The sequence below is a fragment of the Clostridium sp. ATCC 25772 genome, from assembly GCF_001573875.1.
Lineage (GTDB): Bacteria > Bacillota > Clostridia > Clostridiales > Clostridiaceae > Clostridium_J > Clostridium_J senegalense.
On sequence record NZ_LFRG01000010.1, the window covers coordinates 278,103 to 297,894 of the forward strand.

Consider the following 19,792-nt stretch of genomic DNA (forward strand, 5'->3'; position numbering starts at 1 on the left):
GTATAGTTAAAATTTAGAACCTTATAACACCATTAAGTTTATCATTGAGAACTATCTATATAAAAAATATAATATCTAATTAAGTGTTTAAATGCAACTTATATATTTTTAGCTATTACACAAGCCCATTCTCCATCATTAATGACTTCCACAACTTCAAATCCACATTCTTTCATTTTATTTTGAACTTCTTGCTGTTTATCTAATATTATTCCTGAAGTTATAAAATATCCATTCTTATTTATAAACTTTTTAACACCTTCTGTTAAAAATATTATTACATCTGCTATTATATTAGCTACAATAATATCAGCTTTTCCTTCTACAACTTCCATTAAATCTCCGTGTAAAATTTGTATATTTTCAATGTCATTAAAGCCAACATTATTTCTTGCTGAATCTACTGCTACAGGATCTAAATCTACAGCTATAACTTCTTTCGCCTCAAGTTTTGCAGCAGCTATAGCAAGTATTCCTGAGCCTGTTCCTATATCAAATACTCTACTATTCTTTTCAACATATTTTTCTAAAGATTTTATACACATTCTAGTAGTTTCATGTGTTCCAGTACCAAATGCCATACCAGGATCTAATTCTACAATTAACTCATCATCTTTTGCAATATATTCTTCCCATATTGGCTTTACAACAATTTTATTTCCTATTTTAGTAGGCTTATAATATTTTTTCCAATTATTTTCCCAATCTTCTTCATTCACTTTTACTACATCAACAGTTCCTTCGCCTTTATCAAAACCATATTCAGATAATTTTTCTACATTTTCTTTTATGTATTTTATATATTTTTCAAGGTTTTCATCTTCTTTATAGTAGCCTTTTACTACAGCACCTTTTTTTATATTTAATACTTTTTCATCAAAATAATCCCAATCGCCAGGATTCTTTTTCTTAAATTCTACATCTTCTGAATCAATTATAGATACACCTTCAACCTCTGTACTATAAAATATTCCTGTTACTGCTTCTACAGCTTCACAGCTCGTTACAACCGTTATTTCAATCCATTCTTTACTCATAATTTTTCCTCCAATATTAATTCTATTACATTAAAACGCATATAAATTAATGTGATTTATATATTATTTATTTAAATTGTATTTTAAATTAAATGTCTTTATCTATATATACTATCATAAATTTTAACCTTTTTTAAATATATTAATCCTAAAGTTATATAGTATATTTATATTCTTATTCCCAATTAACCTGTTTTCAATTTATTTATCTATTAAAAAATAAAGAGAAACTTCTTACTTGAAGTTTCTCTTTCAATCTATTTTCCAAACCATTTTCTTTTAGCATGATGTTGTATTCCTTCACTAGACTCTTCACTAGCTTCCATAAACATATTAAGAGCTTCCTTTTGTTTTCCGTTTAATTCTTTTGGAACATCTACTATAACTTTAACATATTGATCTCCACGTCCTGCTGAATTAACTCTTGGAACCCCCTTACCTTTTAATCTAAATGTTGTTCCTGGTTGTGTACCAGCTGGCACAACGTATTTAACATCTCCATCCACTGTAGGAACTTTTATTTCTGCCCCTAGTGTAGCCTGTGCAAAGCTTACATGTGTTTCTATATAAATGTCAAATCCTTTTCTTACAAATGTTTTGTGAGATTGAACTCTAATATTTATATATAAATCTCCTGCCGGACCACCATTCTCACCAGCTTCACCTTGGCCTCTCAATGGCATAACATTTCCATTATCTACACCTGCTGGTATATTTATAGTTATATTTCTTCTTTTAGTTTCTTTACCTGTACCTCTACAAGTTGAGCAAGGACTATCTATTACCTGACCCTTTCCTCCACAAACATCACAAGTTGAAGATGTAGCTATAACCCCTATCGGTGTCTGCCTTTGTATTCTTACTTGTCCAGTACCATTACATTTAGAACATGTTTTTGGAGCTGATCCATTACTAGCACCTGTTCCATTACAACTTTCACATTTTTCTTTTCTGCTTATTTTCACTTCTTTTTCTACGCCAAATACAGCTTCTTCAAAAGTAAGATTTATATTGTACTCAAGATCTGCACCTTTTCTCGGTCCATTTCTTCTTGATGAACTTCCACCAAATCCACCAAATCCTCCAAATATATCGCCAAATATGTCTCCAAAGTCGAATCCACCAAATCCTCCTTCAAATCCACCAAATCCTTGACCATTAAAATCCGCTGTTCCAAATTGATCATATCTTTGTCTTTTTTCGCTATCCGAAAGCACTTGATACGCTTCATTCAACTCTTTAAATTTTTCTTCTGCTTCTTTATCACCTGGATTCCTATCTGGATGATATTTTAATGCAGATTTTTTAAAAGCTTTTTTTATTTCATCTTCAGTTGCACTTTTATCTACACCTAAAATTTCATAATAATCTTTATTTGCCATTATATTAATTTCACCACCTATTATACTCTAACCTTTATAATATAAATTATATTACGTATTATTTCAACATTAATATAATATAAAATTCCACTTTAACCGCATTAGTATGTAGTGCTTTTTATCAATTTTAAATTATTACATATATATCTTATTAAAACTCATCCAAAGCTGTTACCAATTTAAGTATATTTTATAAAATAAGAATCAAATTACTATCTGCTGTTAATACATATTACTCAAATTGAGGGAAGAGCTTTTATGCTCATCCCTCTTTTTTGAGTAGTATTAAGCTAATTTTATTTTAAATAAATTTTAAAAAAGTTGATAGTTATGGTATTTATAATTAAATACTATTTAATTATTTGACTATACACATTCATAACTATCAACCTTTACTTTTTTAATCTTTTAAAATAAATTTGTTAATTAGTCTACTTTAAAATCTGTATCAACTACATTTTCATCTTCATTACTACCATTTTGTTGTGGTTCAGCTTGAGCTTCTCCTTGTGCTCCAGCTTCTCCTTGATACATTTTAGAAGATACTGCATAGAATGCTTGTGTTAATTCTTCTGTAGCTTTTTTAATTGCTTCTATATCTTCCCCATCTTTAACAGCTTTTAATGCATCTATTTTAGCATTTATTTCTGATTTATCTTCTGCTGAAACTTTATCTCCTAACTCACCTAATGTTTTCTCTGTTTGATAAACCATTTGGTCAGCATTATTTTTAACTTCTATAGCTTCTTTTCTTTCTTTATCTTGAGCTGCAAATTGTTCTGCTTCATCTACAGCTTTTTTAATTTCATCTTCATTTAAATTTGTAGATGCTGTTATTGTAATATTAGCTTCTTTTCCTGTTCCTTTATCTTTAGCTGTTACATTTACAATACCATTAGCATCTATATCAAATCCAACTTCTATTTGTGGAATTCCTCTTGGAGCTGGTGCTATTCCTGATAAAGTAAATCTACCTAATGTTTTATTATCCGCAGCCATTTGTCTTTCACCTTGAACAATGTGAATTTCAACAGATGTTTGACCATCTTGAGCTGTAGAGAACACTTGGCTCTTCTTAGTTGGTATTGTTGTATTTCTTTCTATTAATGGAGTTGCAACTCCACCTAATGTTTCTATTCCTAATGTTAATGGAGTAACATCTAATAATAGTAATCCTTCAACATCTCCTGTTAATACTCCTGCTTGAATTGCTGCTCCAACTGCAACACATTCATCTGGGTTAACTCCTTTTGATGGTTCTTTTCCTGTAAAGTTTTTAACAGCTTCTTGAACTGCTGGTATTCTTGTAGAACCTCCAACTAAAAGTATTTTATCTATATCATTTATTGATAATTTAGCATCTGCAAGTGATTTTTTCATTGGCTCAATTGTTCTTTGAACTAAGTCATGAGTTAATTCATTGAATTTAGCTCTTGTTAAGTTTAGGTCTATATGTTTTGGACCTGTAGCATCTGCTGTTATAAATGGTAAGTTAATATTTGTTTGCATTGAAGATGATAATTCTATTTTAGCTTTTTCTGCAGCTTCTTTTAATCTTTGAAGTGCCATTTTATCATTTCTTAAATCAATACCATTTTCAGCTTTAAAGCTTTCAGCTATATAGTTCATTATTTTTTCGTCGAAGTCATCTCCACCTAATTTAGTATCACCTGTTGTTGATAAAACTTCAAACACTCCATCTCCAAGTTCTAGTATTGATACATCAAAAGTACCGCCACCTAAGTCATATACAAATATTTTTTGATTTGTATCCATTTTATCAAGACCATATGCAAGTGATGCAGCTGTTGGCTCATTGATTATTCTTTTAACATCTAAACCAGCTATTCTTCCTGCGTCTTTTGTTGCTTGTCTTTCACTATCATTAAAATATGCTGGAACTGTTATAACTGCTTCTGTTACTTTTTCACCTAAATAAGCTTCTGCATCAGCTTTTAATTTTTGAAGTACCATTGCAGATATTTCTTGTGGTGTTAAATCTTTTCCATCTATATTAACTTTATGACCTGTTCCCATATGTCTTTTTATTGATATTATAGTTTTATCTGGATTAGTTATCGCTTGTCTTTTAGCAACCTGACCTACTAATCTTTCTCCATCTTTCATAAAAGATACAACTGATGGTGTAGTTCTAGCTCCCTCAGCATTTGCTATAACAACTGGTTCTCCACCTTCCATAACTGCTACACATGAATTTGTTGTTCCTAAATCAATACCAATTACTTTTCCCATTATAAATTACCTCCTAATTGTTAGTTTGCTACTTTTACCATACTATATCTTAGTACTTTTTCACCTTTTTTGTATCCTTTTAAGAATACTTCAACTATTTGATTTGCTCCAACACTATCATTTTCTTCATGCATTACTGCATTGTGATAGTTAGGATCAAATTCTCCATTTGTATCTATTTCTTCAACTTCTAATTTTTCTAAAGAAGTATTAAACTGTTTAACTGTCATTTCGATTCCTTTTCTTAAATCCTCTAAGTTAGAATCACATGATAAAGCACGTTCTAGATTATCTGAAACTTCAAACATTTCTTTTAAAACATCTTCATATGCATTCAGATATACATCTTGCTTTTCTTTTATTGTTCTTTTTCTATAATTATCATATTCAGCAGAAATTCTTAATTGTTTTTCTTTTAATTCTTCTACTTCTTTCTTTAATTTTTCATTTTCTTCTTTTATTTTTTTTACATCTACTGGTTCAAAAGTAGTTTCTTTTTCTTTTGAATCACACTCACATTGATTTTCTGAACATTCACTTGTTTTGTTAGTATGTTCATCTTTAATTTCATCTAGATTTTCATCTATATTATTCTTATTCAATTTTGCACTCCTCCATTCCATAGCTTTTTAAAACTTCTTATATATCTCTTCTATATTAAAGTTAAGCTCATCTACTAATGTATTTAAAATTCCTACTACTTTGCCATACGGAATTCTTGTTGGCCCTATAACTCCTATAGTTCCCAGTGGTATTCCATTGTAATTGTAAGTAGCTGTTATAATACTACATTGCTTGGTATATTCATTAAAATTTTCTTTTCCTATACTTATGGCTAATCCATTTTCCTTATTTTGATCTAATAAACTTTTTACAAATTCATTATTATTTAAAAAATTTAAAAAATCTTTCGCCTTTTCTATATCATTATATTCTTGATAATTAAATATATTTGTTGAGCCTTTTATATATATTTTACTATTTTCTTCATTTATTAAAGTCCCATACAGTATAGGAATGATAGCATCTAAAATTTCTTCATTTCCTTTTAATTCTCTTTTAATATTTAAAAGAAATTCCAAAGAAATATCTTCAATATTTATATCTCTTAGTTTTTCATTTAAAACATTATTTAATTTTAAAAGAGTACTGCTATCTATCGGTTTTGTAATTTTAATAATATTGTTTCTAATTACACCACTATTAGTTATCATAGTTGCTAAGACATTATTATTATCAACTAAAGAAAGTTGAACATGTCTTAATGTACTTTTCCTAAGAGACGGAGCCTTTACTATAGATGTAAGTTTTGTAAGATCTGATAAAATTTCAGTAGCATTCATTATGATTCTATCTATTTCACCACAAGCCATATCAATTATAGATTTTTTAATTATAGCTTTTTCTTGTGATGTTAAATTAGATATTTTCATTAAATTATCTACATAAAGTCTATAACCTTTATCAGAAGGCTTTCTTCCAGAAGATGTGTGAAGTTGTTCTAAATATCCCATATCTTCCAAATCCGCCATCTCATTTCTAATAGTTGCAGAACTGATTCCTAAATCATATTTTTTAGCAATAGTTCTAGATCCTACAGGCTCACCACAAGTAATGTAATCATGGATAATAGCTTGTAGTATATAAATTTTTCTATCATCCATTTTCATATTATCACCTCTTTATTAGCACTCGTTAACAAGGAGTGCTAATTACTACATTCTTAACATATCATTTTAATATTAATTTGTCAATACCTTTTTTACTTTTCTAATATAAATTCACACATTATGCTGTTCGACACTTCTATTCCTTTTTCTGTGAGGTATATTTTTTCACCATCGTCATTTATCATTTTTAAGCCTTTAAATCTATTAATAATTTCCCCATAAATTTCATATATATCCTTAGAAAATTTAAGCTGAAACTGCTTTTTATTAACACCCGCTATTTTTCTCAATCCTAAAAACATATATTCTTCAATATCATCTTCTATCCTATTTTTTTTACTTTCTATTATTGCACTTCCATTTTCATTAATTTTTTTAATATATTCTTCTATATCACTTTCATTATAATATCTTCGTCCATCTACATAAGAGTGGGAAGAACTTCCACAGCCAATATAAGGTTTTAATTCCCAATACACCAAATTATGTCTACATTCTTTATTAGGTTTGCAGAAGTTTGAAATTTCATAATGATTATAACCATTTTCTTTTAGTATTTCTAAAGTTTTTAAATACATTTCCCTTTCATCTTCTTCACATGGAAGTTTTAATTTATCATTTTCAAATAAACTATAAAATTTAGTATCTTCTTCTATTATTAAACTATAACAAGACAAATGTTCTGGGTTAAGTTTTACAACTTTTTTTAGTGTCTCTTTCCAATTATCAATATCTTGATTTGGAAGTCCAAAAATTAAATCTATATTTATATTTTTATATCCACATTCTCGTGCTAATTTATAACTTTTTTCAAAATCTTCTACAGAATGTATTCTTCCTATACTTTTTAAAAGATTATCTTGATAAGCTTGAAGACCTATGCTTAATCTATTAACACCCATGCTTTTAAATAATTCTAATTTTTCTTTTGTGAATGTACCTGGATTTCCTTCTACTGTAAACTCAACATCAGGAGCTAAATTTAATTTTTCTATACTTTTTTTTATATATTTTAATCCATCTAAAGATAAATAGGTGGGAGTTCCCCCACCTATAAATACCGTTTTTATAATGTAATCTTTGTCTATTTTATCTATTTCTGTTCCTAACGCTTTAGCGTACTCTAGCATTTTCCCGTCACATCCACTAAAAGAAGGAAAATCACAATAAAAACACTTATTTTTACAAAATGGTATGTGAATATACAATGATACATCTTTCATTTTGCATTCCTCCTTATAGCTTTTAGTAAAATTAATCTATTTTAAGCACTGCCATGAATGCTTCTTGTGGAACTTCTACACTTCCAACTTGTCTCATTCTTTTCTTTCCTTGTTTTTGTTTTTCTAATAGTTTTTTCTTTCTTGATATATCTCCACCATAACATTTTGCAAGAACATCTTTTCTCATAGCTTTTACAGTTTCTCTGGCTATAATCTTTGAACCTACAGCTGCTTGGATTGGAATTTCAAATAATTGTCTTGGAATAATTTCTTTCAATTTTTCTGCCATATTTCTTCCTCTATGATAAGCCCTTTCTTCTGGAACTATCATTGATAAAGCATCTACAACATCTCCGTTTAACATTATATCAAGTTTAACTAGTTTAGTTTCTTTATATCCTTTTAATTCATAGTCAAAAGAAGCATATCCTTTAGTTCTTGATTTTAGTGCATCAAAAAAATCATATACTATCTCATTTAGAGGCATATCATAATTTAGCATAACCCTTGTCTGATCAAGATATTGCATATCTATAAATACTCCTCTTTTTTCTTGACATAATTCCATAATAGCTCCTACATAATCTGAAGGCGCTATTATGGATGCTTTTACCATAGGCTCTTCCATATAACTTATTTCTGATATTTCTGGTAAATTTGTAGGATTCGTAATTTCTAAAAGTTCACCATTTGTTTTTGTAACTTTATAGATAACTGATGGTGCTGTTGTAATTATATCTAAATTAAATTCTCTTTCTATTCTTTCTTGAATTATTTCCATATGTAATAATCCTAAGAAACCACATCTAAATCCAAAACCTAATGCAATAGATGTTTCTGGTTCAAAAGATAGTGCAGCGTCATTTAGCTGCAATTTTTCTAAAGCTTCTTTTAATGCTTCATATTTTGAACCATCTGCTGGATATATTCCACTAAACACCATTGGTATTGCTGGTCTATAACCTTTCATTGGTTCTTTAGTAGGTCTATTTGCTTCAGTTATTGTATCTCCTGCTCTTGCATCTCCTACATTTTTTATAGCAGCACTTAAATATCCAACTTCTCCAGCTCTTAATTCTTCAATCGGCATTGGTGCTGGAGTAAACACTCCAACTTCCGTAACTTCACAAGTTTTATTAGTATTCATTAATTTTATTTTTGTGCCTACTTTAACACTTCCGTCAAAAACTCTTATATAAGTAACAACACCTTTATAACTATCATAATAAGAATCAAAAATTAATGCTTTTAATGGTGCTTCTTCATCACCAGTTGGTGCAGGTATTTTTTCTACAACTGATTCTAATACATCTTCTATATTTAATCCTGTTTTAGCTGATATTAAAGGTGCATCCTGTGCTTCTATGCCTATAACATCTTCTATTTCTTGCTTTACTTCCTCCGGTCTTGCACTTGCTAAATCTATTTTATTTATTACCGGATCTATTTCTAAATCATTATCTAATGCTAGATAACAGTTTGCAAGAGTTTGAGCTTGAATCCCTTGTGTTGCATCTACTATTAAAATTGCTCCTTCACAAGCTGCTAGACTTCTAGAAACCTCATAATTAAAGTCTACATGTCCTGGAGTATCAATTAGATTTAATATGTATTCTTTTCCATCTGCTTCTCTTTTATATACAAGTCTTGCTGCTTGTGCTTTAATTGTTATTCCTCTTTCTTTTTCTAACTCCATATTATCAAGTACTTGAGATTCCATTTCTCTTTGTGTTAATGTACCTGTTTTCTCTAGCAATCTATCAGCTAATGTAGATTTACCATGATCTATATGGGCAACTATTGAAAAATTTCTTATATACTTTTGTCTGTCACTTTGCATGAATTTTACCCCCGTTTGTGTAATGGATATATAAATTTACTTTATATTATCAAATTTTTTTACTACATTTAAATTTTAATATACTTTTTATAAATAAATTATAATTACTCAGTTTAAATTATACCATACAACTTATTTAACTTGTCAATGATATGTATTAAACAACCTTAACTTTAAGTCTTTTATAATTTTTCATTCTATTATAACTTATGTAATTAGTTTATGTTCTCTTTTATGTTATTAAATATAATTTTAAAGCCATTTTCTAAATCATAAAAAAAATCACTTTTAAAAACTAATTGTTTTTCATTTAATTTTAATATTATTTTAGGTTTATCCTCATTACAAATTTCTATATTACTATTTTTTTTCACTACATCACTTGAATTTTTATTTATCACGACAATTCCAATTATAATAGCTAATGTACATAAAATTATTATATTTTTTTCTTTTCTTCCCAAAAAGAGCACCTCCAATATTATAATAATTCACATTATATATGTTTTTTATTCAAACATTAAAACGCAAAAATATATTTTAGAATTAAAATTTAAAAAGCCCTATCAAAATAAATTTTAACTTTCATTTTGATAAAGCCTTTTATATTATAATATTATCTTTATTGTGATAATCCTACACTAATAGAGTGAGCCAAATATTTCATACTGGCTTTTGCCTCATCAAGAGTATTAGTTGTAGATCCGACTTCAATTAACACTGCATTACTACTTAAATCTTGACTGTAATAAGTTATTCCCGTTGTGTAAACATCATATATAGCTCTTCCCCTAAATAAATCTGGGTATAATGTCTTAGATGCTCCTACAATGTTATTCATTATTTCTAATTGGTTTGCATAATTTGGATTAGCCATCGCTGGTACAAACATTACCTTAGCTGTTGATTCACCATTAACAGTTCCTGTAACATATTTTTTATCTACACCTGAATCTCTATGCAAATCTATAATTAAATCAAAGTTTCCATATTCACTTAAATATTTTTTCATAGTTTCACGTGATTTATAATAAGCAGCATTATAATCTGGTAGGTCATGTGCTGTTGTATCATGTATAACAGTAAATCCTTGTGCTTGTAAATTTTTTGTAAGTTCTTCGCCTACAGCAATTATATTCTGACTGGCATCTTTCTTACTTTCTTCTCCTGGTGAATAGGCTTCAGAAGAATGGCTATGATATATTAGCACTTTCTTATTTGCATTTTTGGTAGCATCTTCTTTTGGCACAGCACCTACTTCATTTTTATTTATATCATTTTCCCCTAAATTAAAAGCACTTATTTTATACTCTTCTGCTTTTACTTGTTTTACCTGCTCTTTGTCAAAAAAACCTAATTCTCCTTTGATAAGTTCTAGAATACTAAACGATGATATACCCTTGTCTTCTTCTCTTAACATATTATTAGATGAAACCCCTACAGTAGCCATACAATTATTTATAGCTTTAAAGTATAAAGTTGTCTTTATCCCATCACTATTATGCCCCTCATATATAATAAAACTTTTTGGCAAAATTACTAGTAACGTAGCCACTAAGATTATAATTATAAATTTCATATATTTAAAATTTAATTTAACATTTTTTACATTTTCATATGTTCTATTACTAACATATCTAGAACTGTATCTTGGGTTATATCTTGGATTATATCTTTTATATTTCTCCCTATTGTATCTCATTTTACCCTCCTGTTATTTGTATAAAATTTACATATAAAGCTATACTTTATAAGATTCCAAATTGATTTTTCAAATTATTCATTTGAAGATTGGGATGCCTAAAAGATTAGCACAAGTCCATAAATATCTAAAATAAGCACTCTATATTTATATAAAAATATTTTTTAGTTAAATGACCTTTGTAAATTACATAACTTGTCCTAAATTAAAATCCTTCTTTGTTTCAATCACTATAATATATGTTTAGGTTCTTTAAAATATAACAGCATAAAAATATCTGCTTTAAGATAAAACTTAAGTTTTATCTTAAAGCAGATTCTTTTGATGTTTTTAATTTAAATATCTATCAATGTCCTCCAATGTCAGGGCTGGCTGCAATGCTATATTTATGCCATTAGCTATAATTTTTGATAGACAATCTACTACCATATCTATATCTTTAGGTGTAACAACCATAGTAGCCATTTTTTCACCTAAAACTTGACCTATTAGTACTTCCTTTTCTTCTCTATCTAATGAATTTAAACTATTATAAAATTCACTACCACTTTTAGCTTCTTTCATTAAATCTTCTATTACTAGTTCTATAGTATCATTCGCTAATGTTGCCGCATCTACAACTGTAGGAACACCTATAGCTATTACAGGAACACCTAATTCTTTTTCATTTAACGCCATTCTATTATTTCCTATTCCTGCACCTGGTGATATACCTGTATTTCCAACTTGTATTGTTCTATTAACTCTTTGAGTTTTTCTTGATGCTAATGCATCTATACATATTACTACATTAGGTTTTACTCTATCTACAACACCTTTTACTATTTCACTAGTTTCTACACCTGTGATTCCAAGAACACCTGGTGCTATAGCAGAAACTGGTATTATTCCCTCATCTATACTATCTGGTACGTATTCTTTTAAATGTCTTGTCACCATTAACTTTGATGTAACTTTAGGACCTAACGCATCTGGTGTAATGTTCCAATTTCCCAAGCCAACTACTAACGCAGTGGTTTTATCATTTATCTTTACTAATTTTGAAAGTTCTTTTGCTAAACTTTGACTTAAATCTTCCTTTGCCTCTACGTCATAATAAACAAAATCGGCAAACTCTAAAGTTACATAACTTCCTTTAGGTTTTCCAATTATTTTTTCTCCATTCTCATTTATAACTTTAACATGAGAAACCATAACTTGTTTATCAACATATTCTTCAACTTCTACACCATCTATTTCACGTTCTTCACTATTTTGCTCAGTATAATACTCCCTAGCTTCTAATGCTAAATCCGTTCTAATATTATTCACTGGTATTCCTCCCTTAAACTTTTTAACTCTTAATTGTAAAACTAGTATTTATAGCATATTATTCTAAAATTATATCTGATTTTATTTTTTCCAAATAAAATATTAATATTCTTTAATTACTGCTTCTTAATTACAATTAAATAAATTAAATTTCCCATGTATTTTTTTAGCAATTAATATAAAGTTAAAAAATTTTATGTATTTTTGTTATTAATACTGTTATAATAAGATTTAGGGGTATTTATACATAAAATCAGTAATTTTTTCTAATTAACTTATAAAATTTACTTGAAGTGTAAAAAAATTAGTGATATAATATCACTTGTTGAATAAAAAGAACTCATACGCAGACTTCCCCAAAGCTGCTGAGACGTGATAAAAATACAAGGGGGTGAAGTGAAATGGCAAACATTAAGTCAGCAAAAAAGAGAATAAAAGTTACTAAAGCTAAAACTCTTAAAAATACAATGATAAAATCTGCACTTAAAACTAGAATTAAAAAGTTTGAAGTTGCAGTTGCTAACAAAAATGTAGAAGAAGCTCAAGCTAACTATACTGTAGTTGCTAAAGCTTTAGATATGGCTGCATCAAAAGGAATACTACATAAAAATAAAGCAGCTAGAAAGAAATCTAGATTAGCTACTAAATTAAACAATTTATCAGCTTAATAAATGAACCGGTTTTTACCGGTTTTTTTATTTTACTTTACATAAAAAATAACTAATCCTTAAAGATTAGTTATTTTTTATATCATAGAATTTATAATAAAGATTTCTAACTGTATTCTACTATTAGTTGTTAAACTCTTTATATTACCTTCAACTTCTAATGCTAATTCTAGATTTCTCTTAAGCTTTTCCAAAGTAAACTTCTTGCTTTGACCTATCATTTTTTCAGCTACATATGGATGCAATCTAAATTTTCTAGATATTTTTTCAATAGATTCTCCTTTTTCACTACTTACTCTTACAGATAATAGTAACCTAAATTGTCTTTGTATCATATATAATATAGACGTTACCTCTTGCCCTTTATAAATCAATTCATTTAATACATCTATAGATTTTTTTATATTTTTTTGAGATATATAATCTACTAAATTAAAGATATCATTTTCGCTCTTTTGAGACATTAATAATAGTATATCTTCTTTAGTTATGTTTCTTCCTTCACAATAGCAACAAAGTTTTTCCACCTCATTATTTATAATATCCATATTACCTTCTACTAAACTACAAAAAAAACTCAATTCAGGTTTATCTATCTTATTACCTTTTCTCTCAAAAACTTCTTTTACTTTAAAATATAAATTATTACCCTTTACTTTATCTACCTTTACTAATACACCATTTTTTTCAAGTTTTTTGACTTTACTACTAGGTTTATCTCTATCACTTTTAAATATATAGTACATTATTAATGTTGTATATGGTGGTAAATTTTGTGTGTATTTTAAAAGTTTATTAAAATCTATTGTTTTTTCATCATCTAAAGATTTAGTATCATCTAAAAAATTTGCTCTAAAAACTTCAACAACTTTTCGCTGACCCATAAAAGGCATAGTTTCACAAGCATTTATTATAATGTCATTATCCACTTTTCTTCCATCTAATCTTATAAAATTAAATTCTTTAAAATCTTCTCCCACTAATCCCTTTGATATCTTTTCTATAGATTCTTTTATCAAATTCTCATCGGAACCACAAAATACATATAAATTTTTCAAGTCACCTTTTTTTATATTTGCTTCAAATTGAACTAAATTAATCACCGATTTTCCCTTACCTTTCATAGAAAGAATGTATAAACTAAAAATTGATATAGGGTTCCAAGTTAAATCTTAAACTTATTCATTTATCAAATGAGAAAACTCAAATTAATATTTTTTTAATAACTAACAGATTATTTTAGTTAAAAGTTAATAGTGAATAGTGAAAAGTTTTGGTTATTACTACTCACTTCGTTCCTAGTAATTTTCAACGTATCTTTTTATAAATTTGTAAAGCAAATTATATTGATAGATTTTTTAAAATCATTTTCAGAAAGTGGTTGCCACTTTCATCCTAAATTCATAATTCATAATTCTTAAGTAAATATATTTGCACTTATTTCTCTCAACTGATAACAAAAATTTGATGAATAAATTTAAATGTCAGCTTGTTTTCCTATATATCTATATATTATATTTTTTTTTTTTATTTTACAATAACTCTTTACTTTAATAATATATTTTTACTATATCCTCATTTATAAGCTTATACTTTCCATATATAGTTCCCTTTGGTTTATATTTATCATCTTCAACCAATTCCACAATATTATATTTGTCTATGTTGGCTTTACTATAATTCTCTTTCTCAGTTATAAATATCTTTTTATTTTTACAAGCTATTATTAAATCTAAATAACCATCACTATTTATAGCTTTTATGTTATATTTATTATCTAAATTTAAATTTTTCTCACAATCTATTTCATCATAAATTCTATGTATATCTAATGGTTCTTTTATTTTTGAAAGTTTTACTGACTTATTGCTTAAAATAACATTTTTCATTTTGTAATTAATATTTATAGTAGTTCCTTTTTTTGTCTTTATATAATGTATATTGGGATAAAAGGAATATTGACTTATAATTGTAATCATAAGCATTATAACGGGTATATATTTGCTCTTTTTATAGCCACTTTTATAAAATATATAAGAACAATACATAGATAAAATAGTTAAAGAGGCAACATACCCTACATTATATACCTGATTAAAATCTTTTATTAAAAACCCTTCAAAGGTATTTATACATAATAATAATCCTTTTAAAAAACATAGAAATAAAGTGTTTATTTTAGGAATATAAATAATAAATAAAAACATATTACTTGCTATTATTAGAATTGTATAAAATGGAATTAACAAACAATTTCCTACTATACCATTTAAATTTACTGTACCAAAATTAAAAGCAATATATAATGTTGTAAAAGTCGAAGCGGATAATGTAATAACTATAGAGTCCCTTAATAGCTTAGGCAAAAAGTATAATGTTTCATCAAATTTTTTATTCATTACAAAGATACCTAATACTGATAAAAATGATAAATTAAAGGCAGGATCCAAAATATAATATGGATTCATTGTTATAACTATTATAAACGCTAATGCTAAACTACTTATACCATCATAATTTCTATAAACTTTTTTTGATAATACAAAAACGCAAATCATTATAAATGCCCTGACTGTAGAGGCTGTATAGCCTATAATTGTTATGTAGATAAGTGTAATTAATATAGATATCTTATATCCTAACAATTTTTCCATACATTTATATATCAACGCAATATGGAATCCTGAAACTGTAAGTATATGCACAATTCCTAAAGTATTCATATCATTTTTCTTTTCATAGTCTAGATATGATTTATCTCCTAAAGATATAGCCATAACAATTGATGCTAGATCCTCATCATACTTTGCAATTTTATTATAACAGTTATTTTTTATATTATAAATTTTTGTTATACTATCTTTGCCTTTTTCTATTTTATTTGTTTTATAAACTCCTATAATTCCATTTTTATAATCTAAATCTTTTATATACAATCCTTTTGCATTAAATAGTTGTCCTAGTTTTAAATCATCCAAATTATTGCCTTCTAAAAGTACTTTTCTACTTTCTATCTTAGCTATAACTTTACCATTATTATTTTCAATAATTCTACCTTGAACAGATTGTCCTAGTTCTGTAGTAAAGTATATACTATATGAAACAAATCCTATAAAAATAAAAGCTAGTACAAAGAAAAAATAATGCTTTTCTAATTCAATATAGGATATTATTAAAAAAATTAATAATATACAAAATATAAAATAAACATTTTGCAACAAAAACAATGCAGAAAAATTACCTATAAGTATACATATAGCATAAAATATTAATGGCCTTTCCATATAATCACCTATTATCATTTTTATAGAAATTATTGCCACATAATTCATATTTTATCCATTCAACTTAACACATAGGGAAGAAGGCTTAAATTTTATCATTTAATAGATAAATAATTTTAACTGATAGCTTCAAACCTTATAATAAGCTTAAAAAACATAAATTATCATAAATTCATATTTTTTAAGCTTATTGTTTTACTCTGGCTCTTTCTCTAGAGCTATATCTAATATTAAATATACAATGATACCAGATCCCCCTAATAAAATAGTTAGTGTAAATAGAATTCGAATCCAACTAGCATCTACCTCTAATGAATTTGCTATACCTGCACATACCCCGTCTATTTTTTTATTTTTTCTAGATTTATATATAGGTTTTTTGAAAAACTCCATTATCTTCACCTCCAGTTATACATAATTCTAAATTTATACTTATTTATGTAGTGTTATATAATTTATACTTACTTTTATTATACTATTTTATTATACTATTTTATTCTTCTATTGTACCCTAAATATTCTTTACATTGTTTGTTATAAAAATAAACCTTATATAATAAACATAAGGTTTTAGATTGTTTTTTTATATAAAATTTTATACATTAACTTTAATATTACTATTTATATATTCTTACTAAATTTTAAATCTAAAAGTATAACAAATAAATTCTGTATCTGTGAATACTCTGTTCAAAATTGTTTTAATTTCTACAGCCTTATCTTTAAATAATCTTTTCATAAATTTCAACTCCTAATACTTATTTTAGAAATCATACTTTTTAATATTTTTAGCAGAATTTTAGTGAATAGTTGGTTAATTACTTTATACTTTTTTAATGATACTAAAAATACTTTTCATTTGATTTTAAATTTAAGTACATTAAATTAAATTTTAATTTATAAAAAATAATATGTTACCTTAGTATATATTTCAAAGCTAATGATTCAGTTCCTTTTTTATATTAAGATTTTAATAAATAAGTTACATTTTAAATATATACTAATATATTACATTGTAGATTTTTTCAAATTATTTATACATTATATGCCATAGCTATTTTATTATATTACAATTCATTTTTATACATATTTTCAGGTTTTAAAAGAATTCATTCTAAATCTGGTATCTCCTAAGAAATTAATACTTCTAAAATTCAAATAAATATAAAAAGACTTATATAACCTTAAGATTATATAAGTCTGTATATACTTATTTGGCGGGAATATGTGGGAATCGAACCCACCCGTCGTGGTCTTAGCACGGCAACACGGTTTTGAAGACCGGCAGGCACACCAGCACCTATCTACTCCCAGAATATTTGTTTTTCAAATAATTATTGACACATCTATTATTATATCAAATTTTTCACATAATTCAACACTTTTTTTATGTTTCTAATAATTTATCTGTCTTTTTATAATTTTAATATAGAATTCTGTCGTTTTCTATCCTTTTAGTGAATTTTATGCCGTCAAAATGTTCTAACATAGCAACTGCATACTTTCTATTAGTTTCAAATAAATCTCTTGTTGATGATGCACTTATAGATCCATTTTTTTTGATATATTCTTTTAGCATAATTTTTGCTTTATCATAATTTCCCTTTTCTATTATACACTCTTCATTGAGTTTTACCAATAACTCTTGATCAAGTAAAGATTCAAAGACCATTTTAAAGTTACTTTTATCTTTTTCATTTAAAGCTAAATCACTATACTTGGGACAATTATATTTTGTTTCTTTATATGACTTTATCAATGTTTCCTTAATTCTTTGTTGTTCTTTATTATATTCAACTTTAAAATTAAACAAAGATATAAATTTAGAATTTACTTTTATTATATTTCTATCTTGTAAAAGATTTAAGATTTCATCATAATTTTTTTGTTTTAAAGCTTTACCAAAAACCTTACTTTTTATTTCCTCTTTTGACATTCCGAATTTTAAAGGATTAATCTTATGAAACTCTACTAAGTTTTCTTCTATGATATTTATCTTATTTTTTAAAAACTCTTTATGAACATATATATTATTTTCTGATGCTTTAAGTTCTATTATAATTTTATTTTCAACTAGTTCTTCTATTTTTTCATCAATATTTTCTAAATTTTTCCCAAGTGATTTTAATATATTAGCTTTATTAGGATATGTGTTGCTTAATTGATTTATGACATTTTCTAATATGCTTTCTGATTTTCCACTCTCTTTAATTTTTAACTCTTCTATATACTTTTCATCAAATCTTTTAGCTTTTTTAGCTACTGGCTCTATTATTGATCCACCTGCTATTGTAAACATAGGCGAATAGCTTCTAAGTACGTACCTGTCATTACGTTGTGCAGTTATTTGCTTTTCTAATCTCAATTGAACGTATCCACTTTCACCTGGTTTAATCTCATCTTTGTCTAATATAATTACTCTACAAAGTACTTCTTCTGTACCATGGTAAAGTCTAACTCTTTGTCTATTTACCAATGGTTTTTCTGCACTTTTTAAATAATATAAATTACAATCTATATTGTAAGAAGGTTCCATTATATTTTCCTTTGCTATAACATTTCCTCTTGACACTTCTTCTAATTTTATATTAGTAAGGTTTATTGCACATCTTTGTCCCGCTTCACCTATTTCACACGGTTCATCATGAATTCTTATACCTCGTACCTTAGTTATTATTTTAGATGGATATATTTCTATACTATCCCCAACTTTAACACGTCCACTTATTACTGTTCCTGTAACAACAGTACCAAATCCTTTTATGGTAAATACTCTATCTACCGGTAATCTAAAATGTCCTTCTGTATCTTTTGGATTTACTTCACTAGTAAGCTTTTCTATATCTTCAGTAAGAGCTTCAAATCCTAATTTTGTTTTAGATGATACTTCATGGATTGGAGCATTTTCAAGGAATGTACCCTCAAATTCTTTTTTTATATCTCCTTTTATCATATCTATCCATTCATCATCAACTAAATCAGCTTTAGTAAGTACAATTATTCCTTTTTTTACATTTAAAAGTTGTAGGATTTCTAAATGTTCCCTAGTCTGTGGCATAATTCCTTCATCTGCTGCTATAACTAATAGAACAACATCTATGCTACTTATTCCTGCTAGCATATTTTTTATAAATTTTTCATGACCTGGAACATCAATTATTCCTGCTCTTTTTCCAGATGGTAAATCAAAATATGTAAAACCTAAATTAATAGAAATCCCTCTATCCTTTTCTTCTTTTAAAGTGTCAGTTTCTCTTCCTGTTAACGCTTTAATTAATGTAGTTTTTCCATGATCTATATGACCTGCAGTTCCTATAATAACGTGTTTCATAACTAACATCCTTTCAAATTAAATTTTAAAAAGACATTGGTCTACCTTATTTAATAAAATAGACCAATAAACCTTAAACTATTATTTTTGT

15 protein-coding genes and 1 tRNA gene are annotated in these 19,792 nt (G+C 26.9%); 1 reads left to right on the top strand and 15 read right to left on the bottom strand.

Going from position 1 to position 19,792, the window contains the following annotated elements:
* Positions 1-98: 98 nt before the first annotated feature.
* The 10 genes from prmA to gpr form a co-directional block, all read right to left on the bottom strand.
* Entirely contained in the window at positions 99-1,037 is a 939-nt protein-coding gene (gene prmA / locus AZI32_RS05980) for a 50S ribosomal protein L11 methyltransferase (protein ID WP_061994981.1), read from the bottom strand.
* A 257-nt stretch (positions 1,038-1,294) separates the two neighbouring features.
* Positions 1,295-2,419 carry a molecular chaperone DnaJ gene (gene dnaJ, locus AZI32_RS05985; RefSeq protein WP_061994982.1) on the bottom strand — a complete coding sequence of 375 codons (1,125 nt, stop codon included), beginning with the start codon at positions 2,417-2,419 and terminating at the stop codon, positions 1,295-1,297.
* Positions 2,420-2,845: 426 nt separating this feature from the next.
* Positions 2,846-4,672, bottom strand: coding sequence for a molecular chaperone DnaK (gene dnaK / locus AZI32_RS05990; RefSeq protein ID WP_061994983.1), 1,827 nt, complete (start codon positions 4,670-4,672; stop codon positions 2,846-2,848).
* 20 nt (positions 4,673-4,692) lie between these two features.
* Entirely contained in the window at positions 4,693-5,274 is a 582-nt protein-coding gene (gene grpE / locus AZI32_RS05995) for a nucleotide exchange factor GrpE (RefSeq protein WP_157450849.1), read from the bottom strand.
* A 27-nt stretch (positions 5,275-5,301) separates the two neighbouring features.
* Complete coding sequence (hrcA, locus tag AZI32_RS06000; protein WP_199868936.1) at positions 5,302-6,336, bottom strand: heat-inducible transcriptional repressor HrcA; 1,035 nt, start codon at positions 6,334-6,336, stop codon at positions 5,302-5,304.
* A gap of 98 nt (positions 6,337-6,434) precedes the next feature.
* On the bottom strand, positions 6,435-7,565 hold the full coding sequence (gene hemW / locus AZI32_RS06005) for a radical SAM family heme chaperone HemW (RefSeq protein ID WP_061994986.1): 1,131 nt from the start codon (positions 7,563-7,565) through the stop codon (positions 6,435-6,437).
* Between the two features lie 31 nt (positions 7,566-7,596).
* Positions 7,597-9,405, bottom strand: a complete 1,809-nt coding sequence (gene lepA / locus AZI32_RS06010; RefSeq protein WP_061994987.1) for a translation elongation factor 4 — start codon at positions 9,403-9,405, stop codon at positions 7,597-7,599.
* A 215-nt stretch (positions 9,406-9,620) separates the two neighbouring features.
* Positions 9,621-9,869, bottom strand: coding sequence for a hypothetical protein (locus AZI32_RS06015; protein WP_061994988.1), 249 nt, complete (start codon positions 9,867-9,869; stop codon positions 9,621-9,623).
* 158 nt (positions 9,870-10,027) lie between these two features.
* A complete protein-coding gene (locus AZI32_RS06020; protein WP_061994989.1) occupies positions 10,028-11,107 on the bottom strand; it encodes a stage II sporulation protein P in 1,080 nt (359 codons plus the stop codon).
* Positions 11,108-11,437: 330 nt separating this feature from the next.
* Complete coding sequence (gpr, locus tag AZI32_RS06025) at positions 11,438-12,418, bottom strand: GPR endopeptidase (RefSeq protein ID WP_061994990.1); 981 nt, start codon at positions 12,416-12,418, stop codon at positions 11,438-11,440.
* A gap of 401 nt (positions 12,419-12,819) precedes the next feature.
* On the opposite strand from gpr, the gene rpsT reads away from it, so the two are divergent.
* Positions 12,820-13,086, top strand: a complete 267-nt coding sequence (rpsT, locus tag AZI32_RS06030; protein WP_010292636.1) for a 30S ribosomal protein S20 — start codon at positions 12,820-12,822, stop codon at positions 13,084-13,086.
* A 77-nt stretch (positions 13,087-13,163) separates the two neighbouring features.
* On the opposite strand, the gene holA is transcribed toward rpsT, so the two are convergent.
* The 5 genes from holA to selB all read right to left on the bottom strand — a co-directional run bounded on the left by holA (position 13,164) and on the right by selB (position 19,701).
* Positions 13,164-14,189, bottom strand: a complete 1,026-nt coding sequence (holA, locus tag AZI32_RS06035) for a DNA polymerase III subunit delta (protein WP_242865263.1) — start codon at positions 14,187-14,189, stop codon at positions 13,164-13,166.
* A gap of 447 nt (positions 14,190-14,636) precedes the next feature.
* Entirely contained in the window at positions 14,637-16,418 is a 1,782-nt protein-coding gene (locus AZI32_RS06040; RefSeq protein ID WP_061994992.1) for a ComEC/Rec2 family competence protein, read from the bottom strand.
* Between the two features lie 147 nt (positions 16,419-16,565).
* On the bottom strand, positions 16,566-16,763 hold the full coding sequence (locus AZI32_RS06045) for a PspC domain-containing protein (protein ID WP_082761153.1): 198 nt from the start codon (positions 16,761-16,763) through the stop codon (positions 16,566-16,568).
* A gap of 822 nt (positions 16,764-17,585) precedes the next feature.
* Positions 17,586-17,682 (bottom strand) — tRNA-Sec (locus AZI32_RS18325).
* Between the two features lie 111 nt (positions 17,683-17,793).
* A complete protein-coding gene (selB, locus tag AZI32_RS06050) occupies positions 17,794-19,701 on the bottom strand; it encodes a selenocysteine-specific translation elongation factor (RefSeq protein ID WP_061994993.1) in 1,908 nt (635 codons plus the stop codon).
* Between the last annotated feature and the right edge of the window lie 91 nt (positions 19,702-19,792).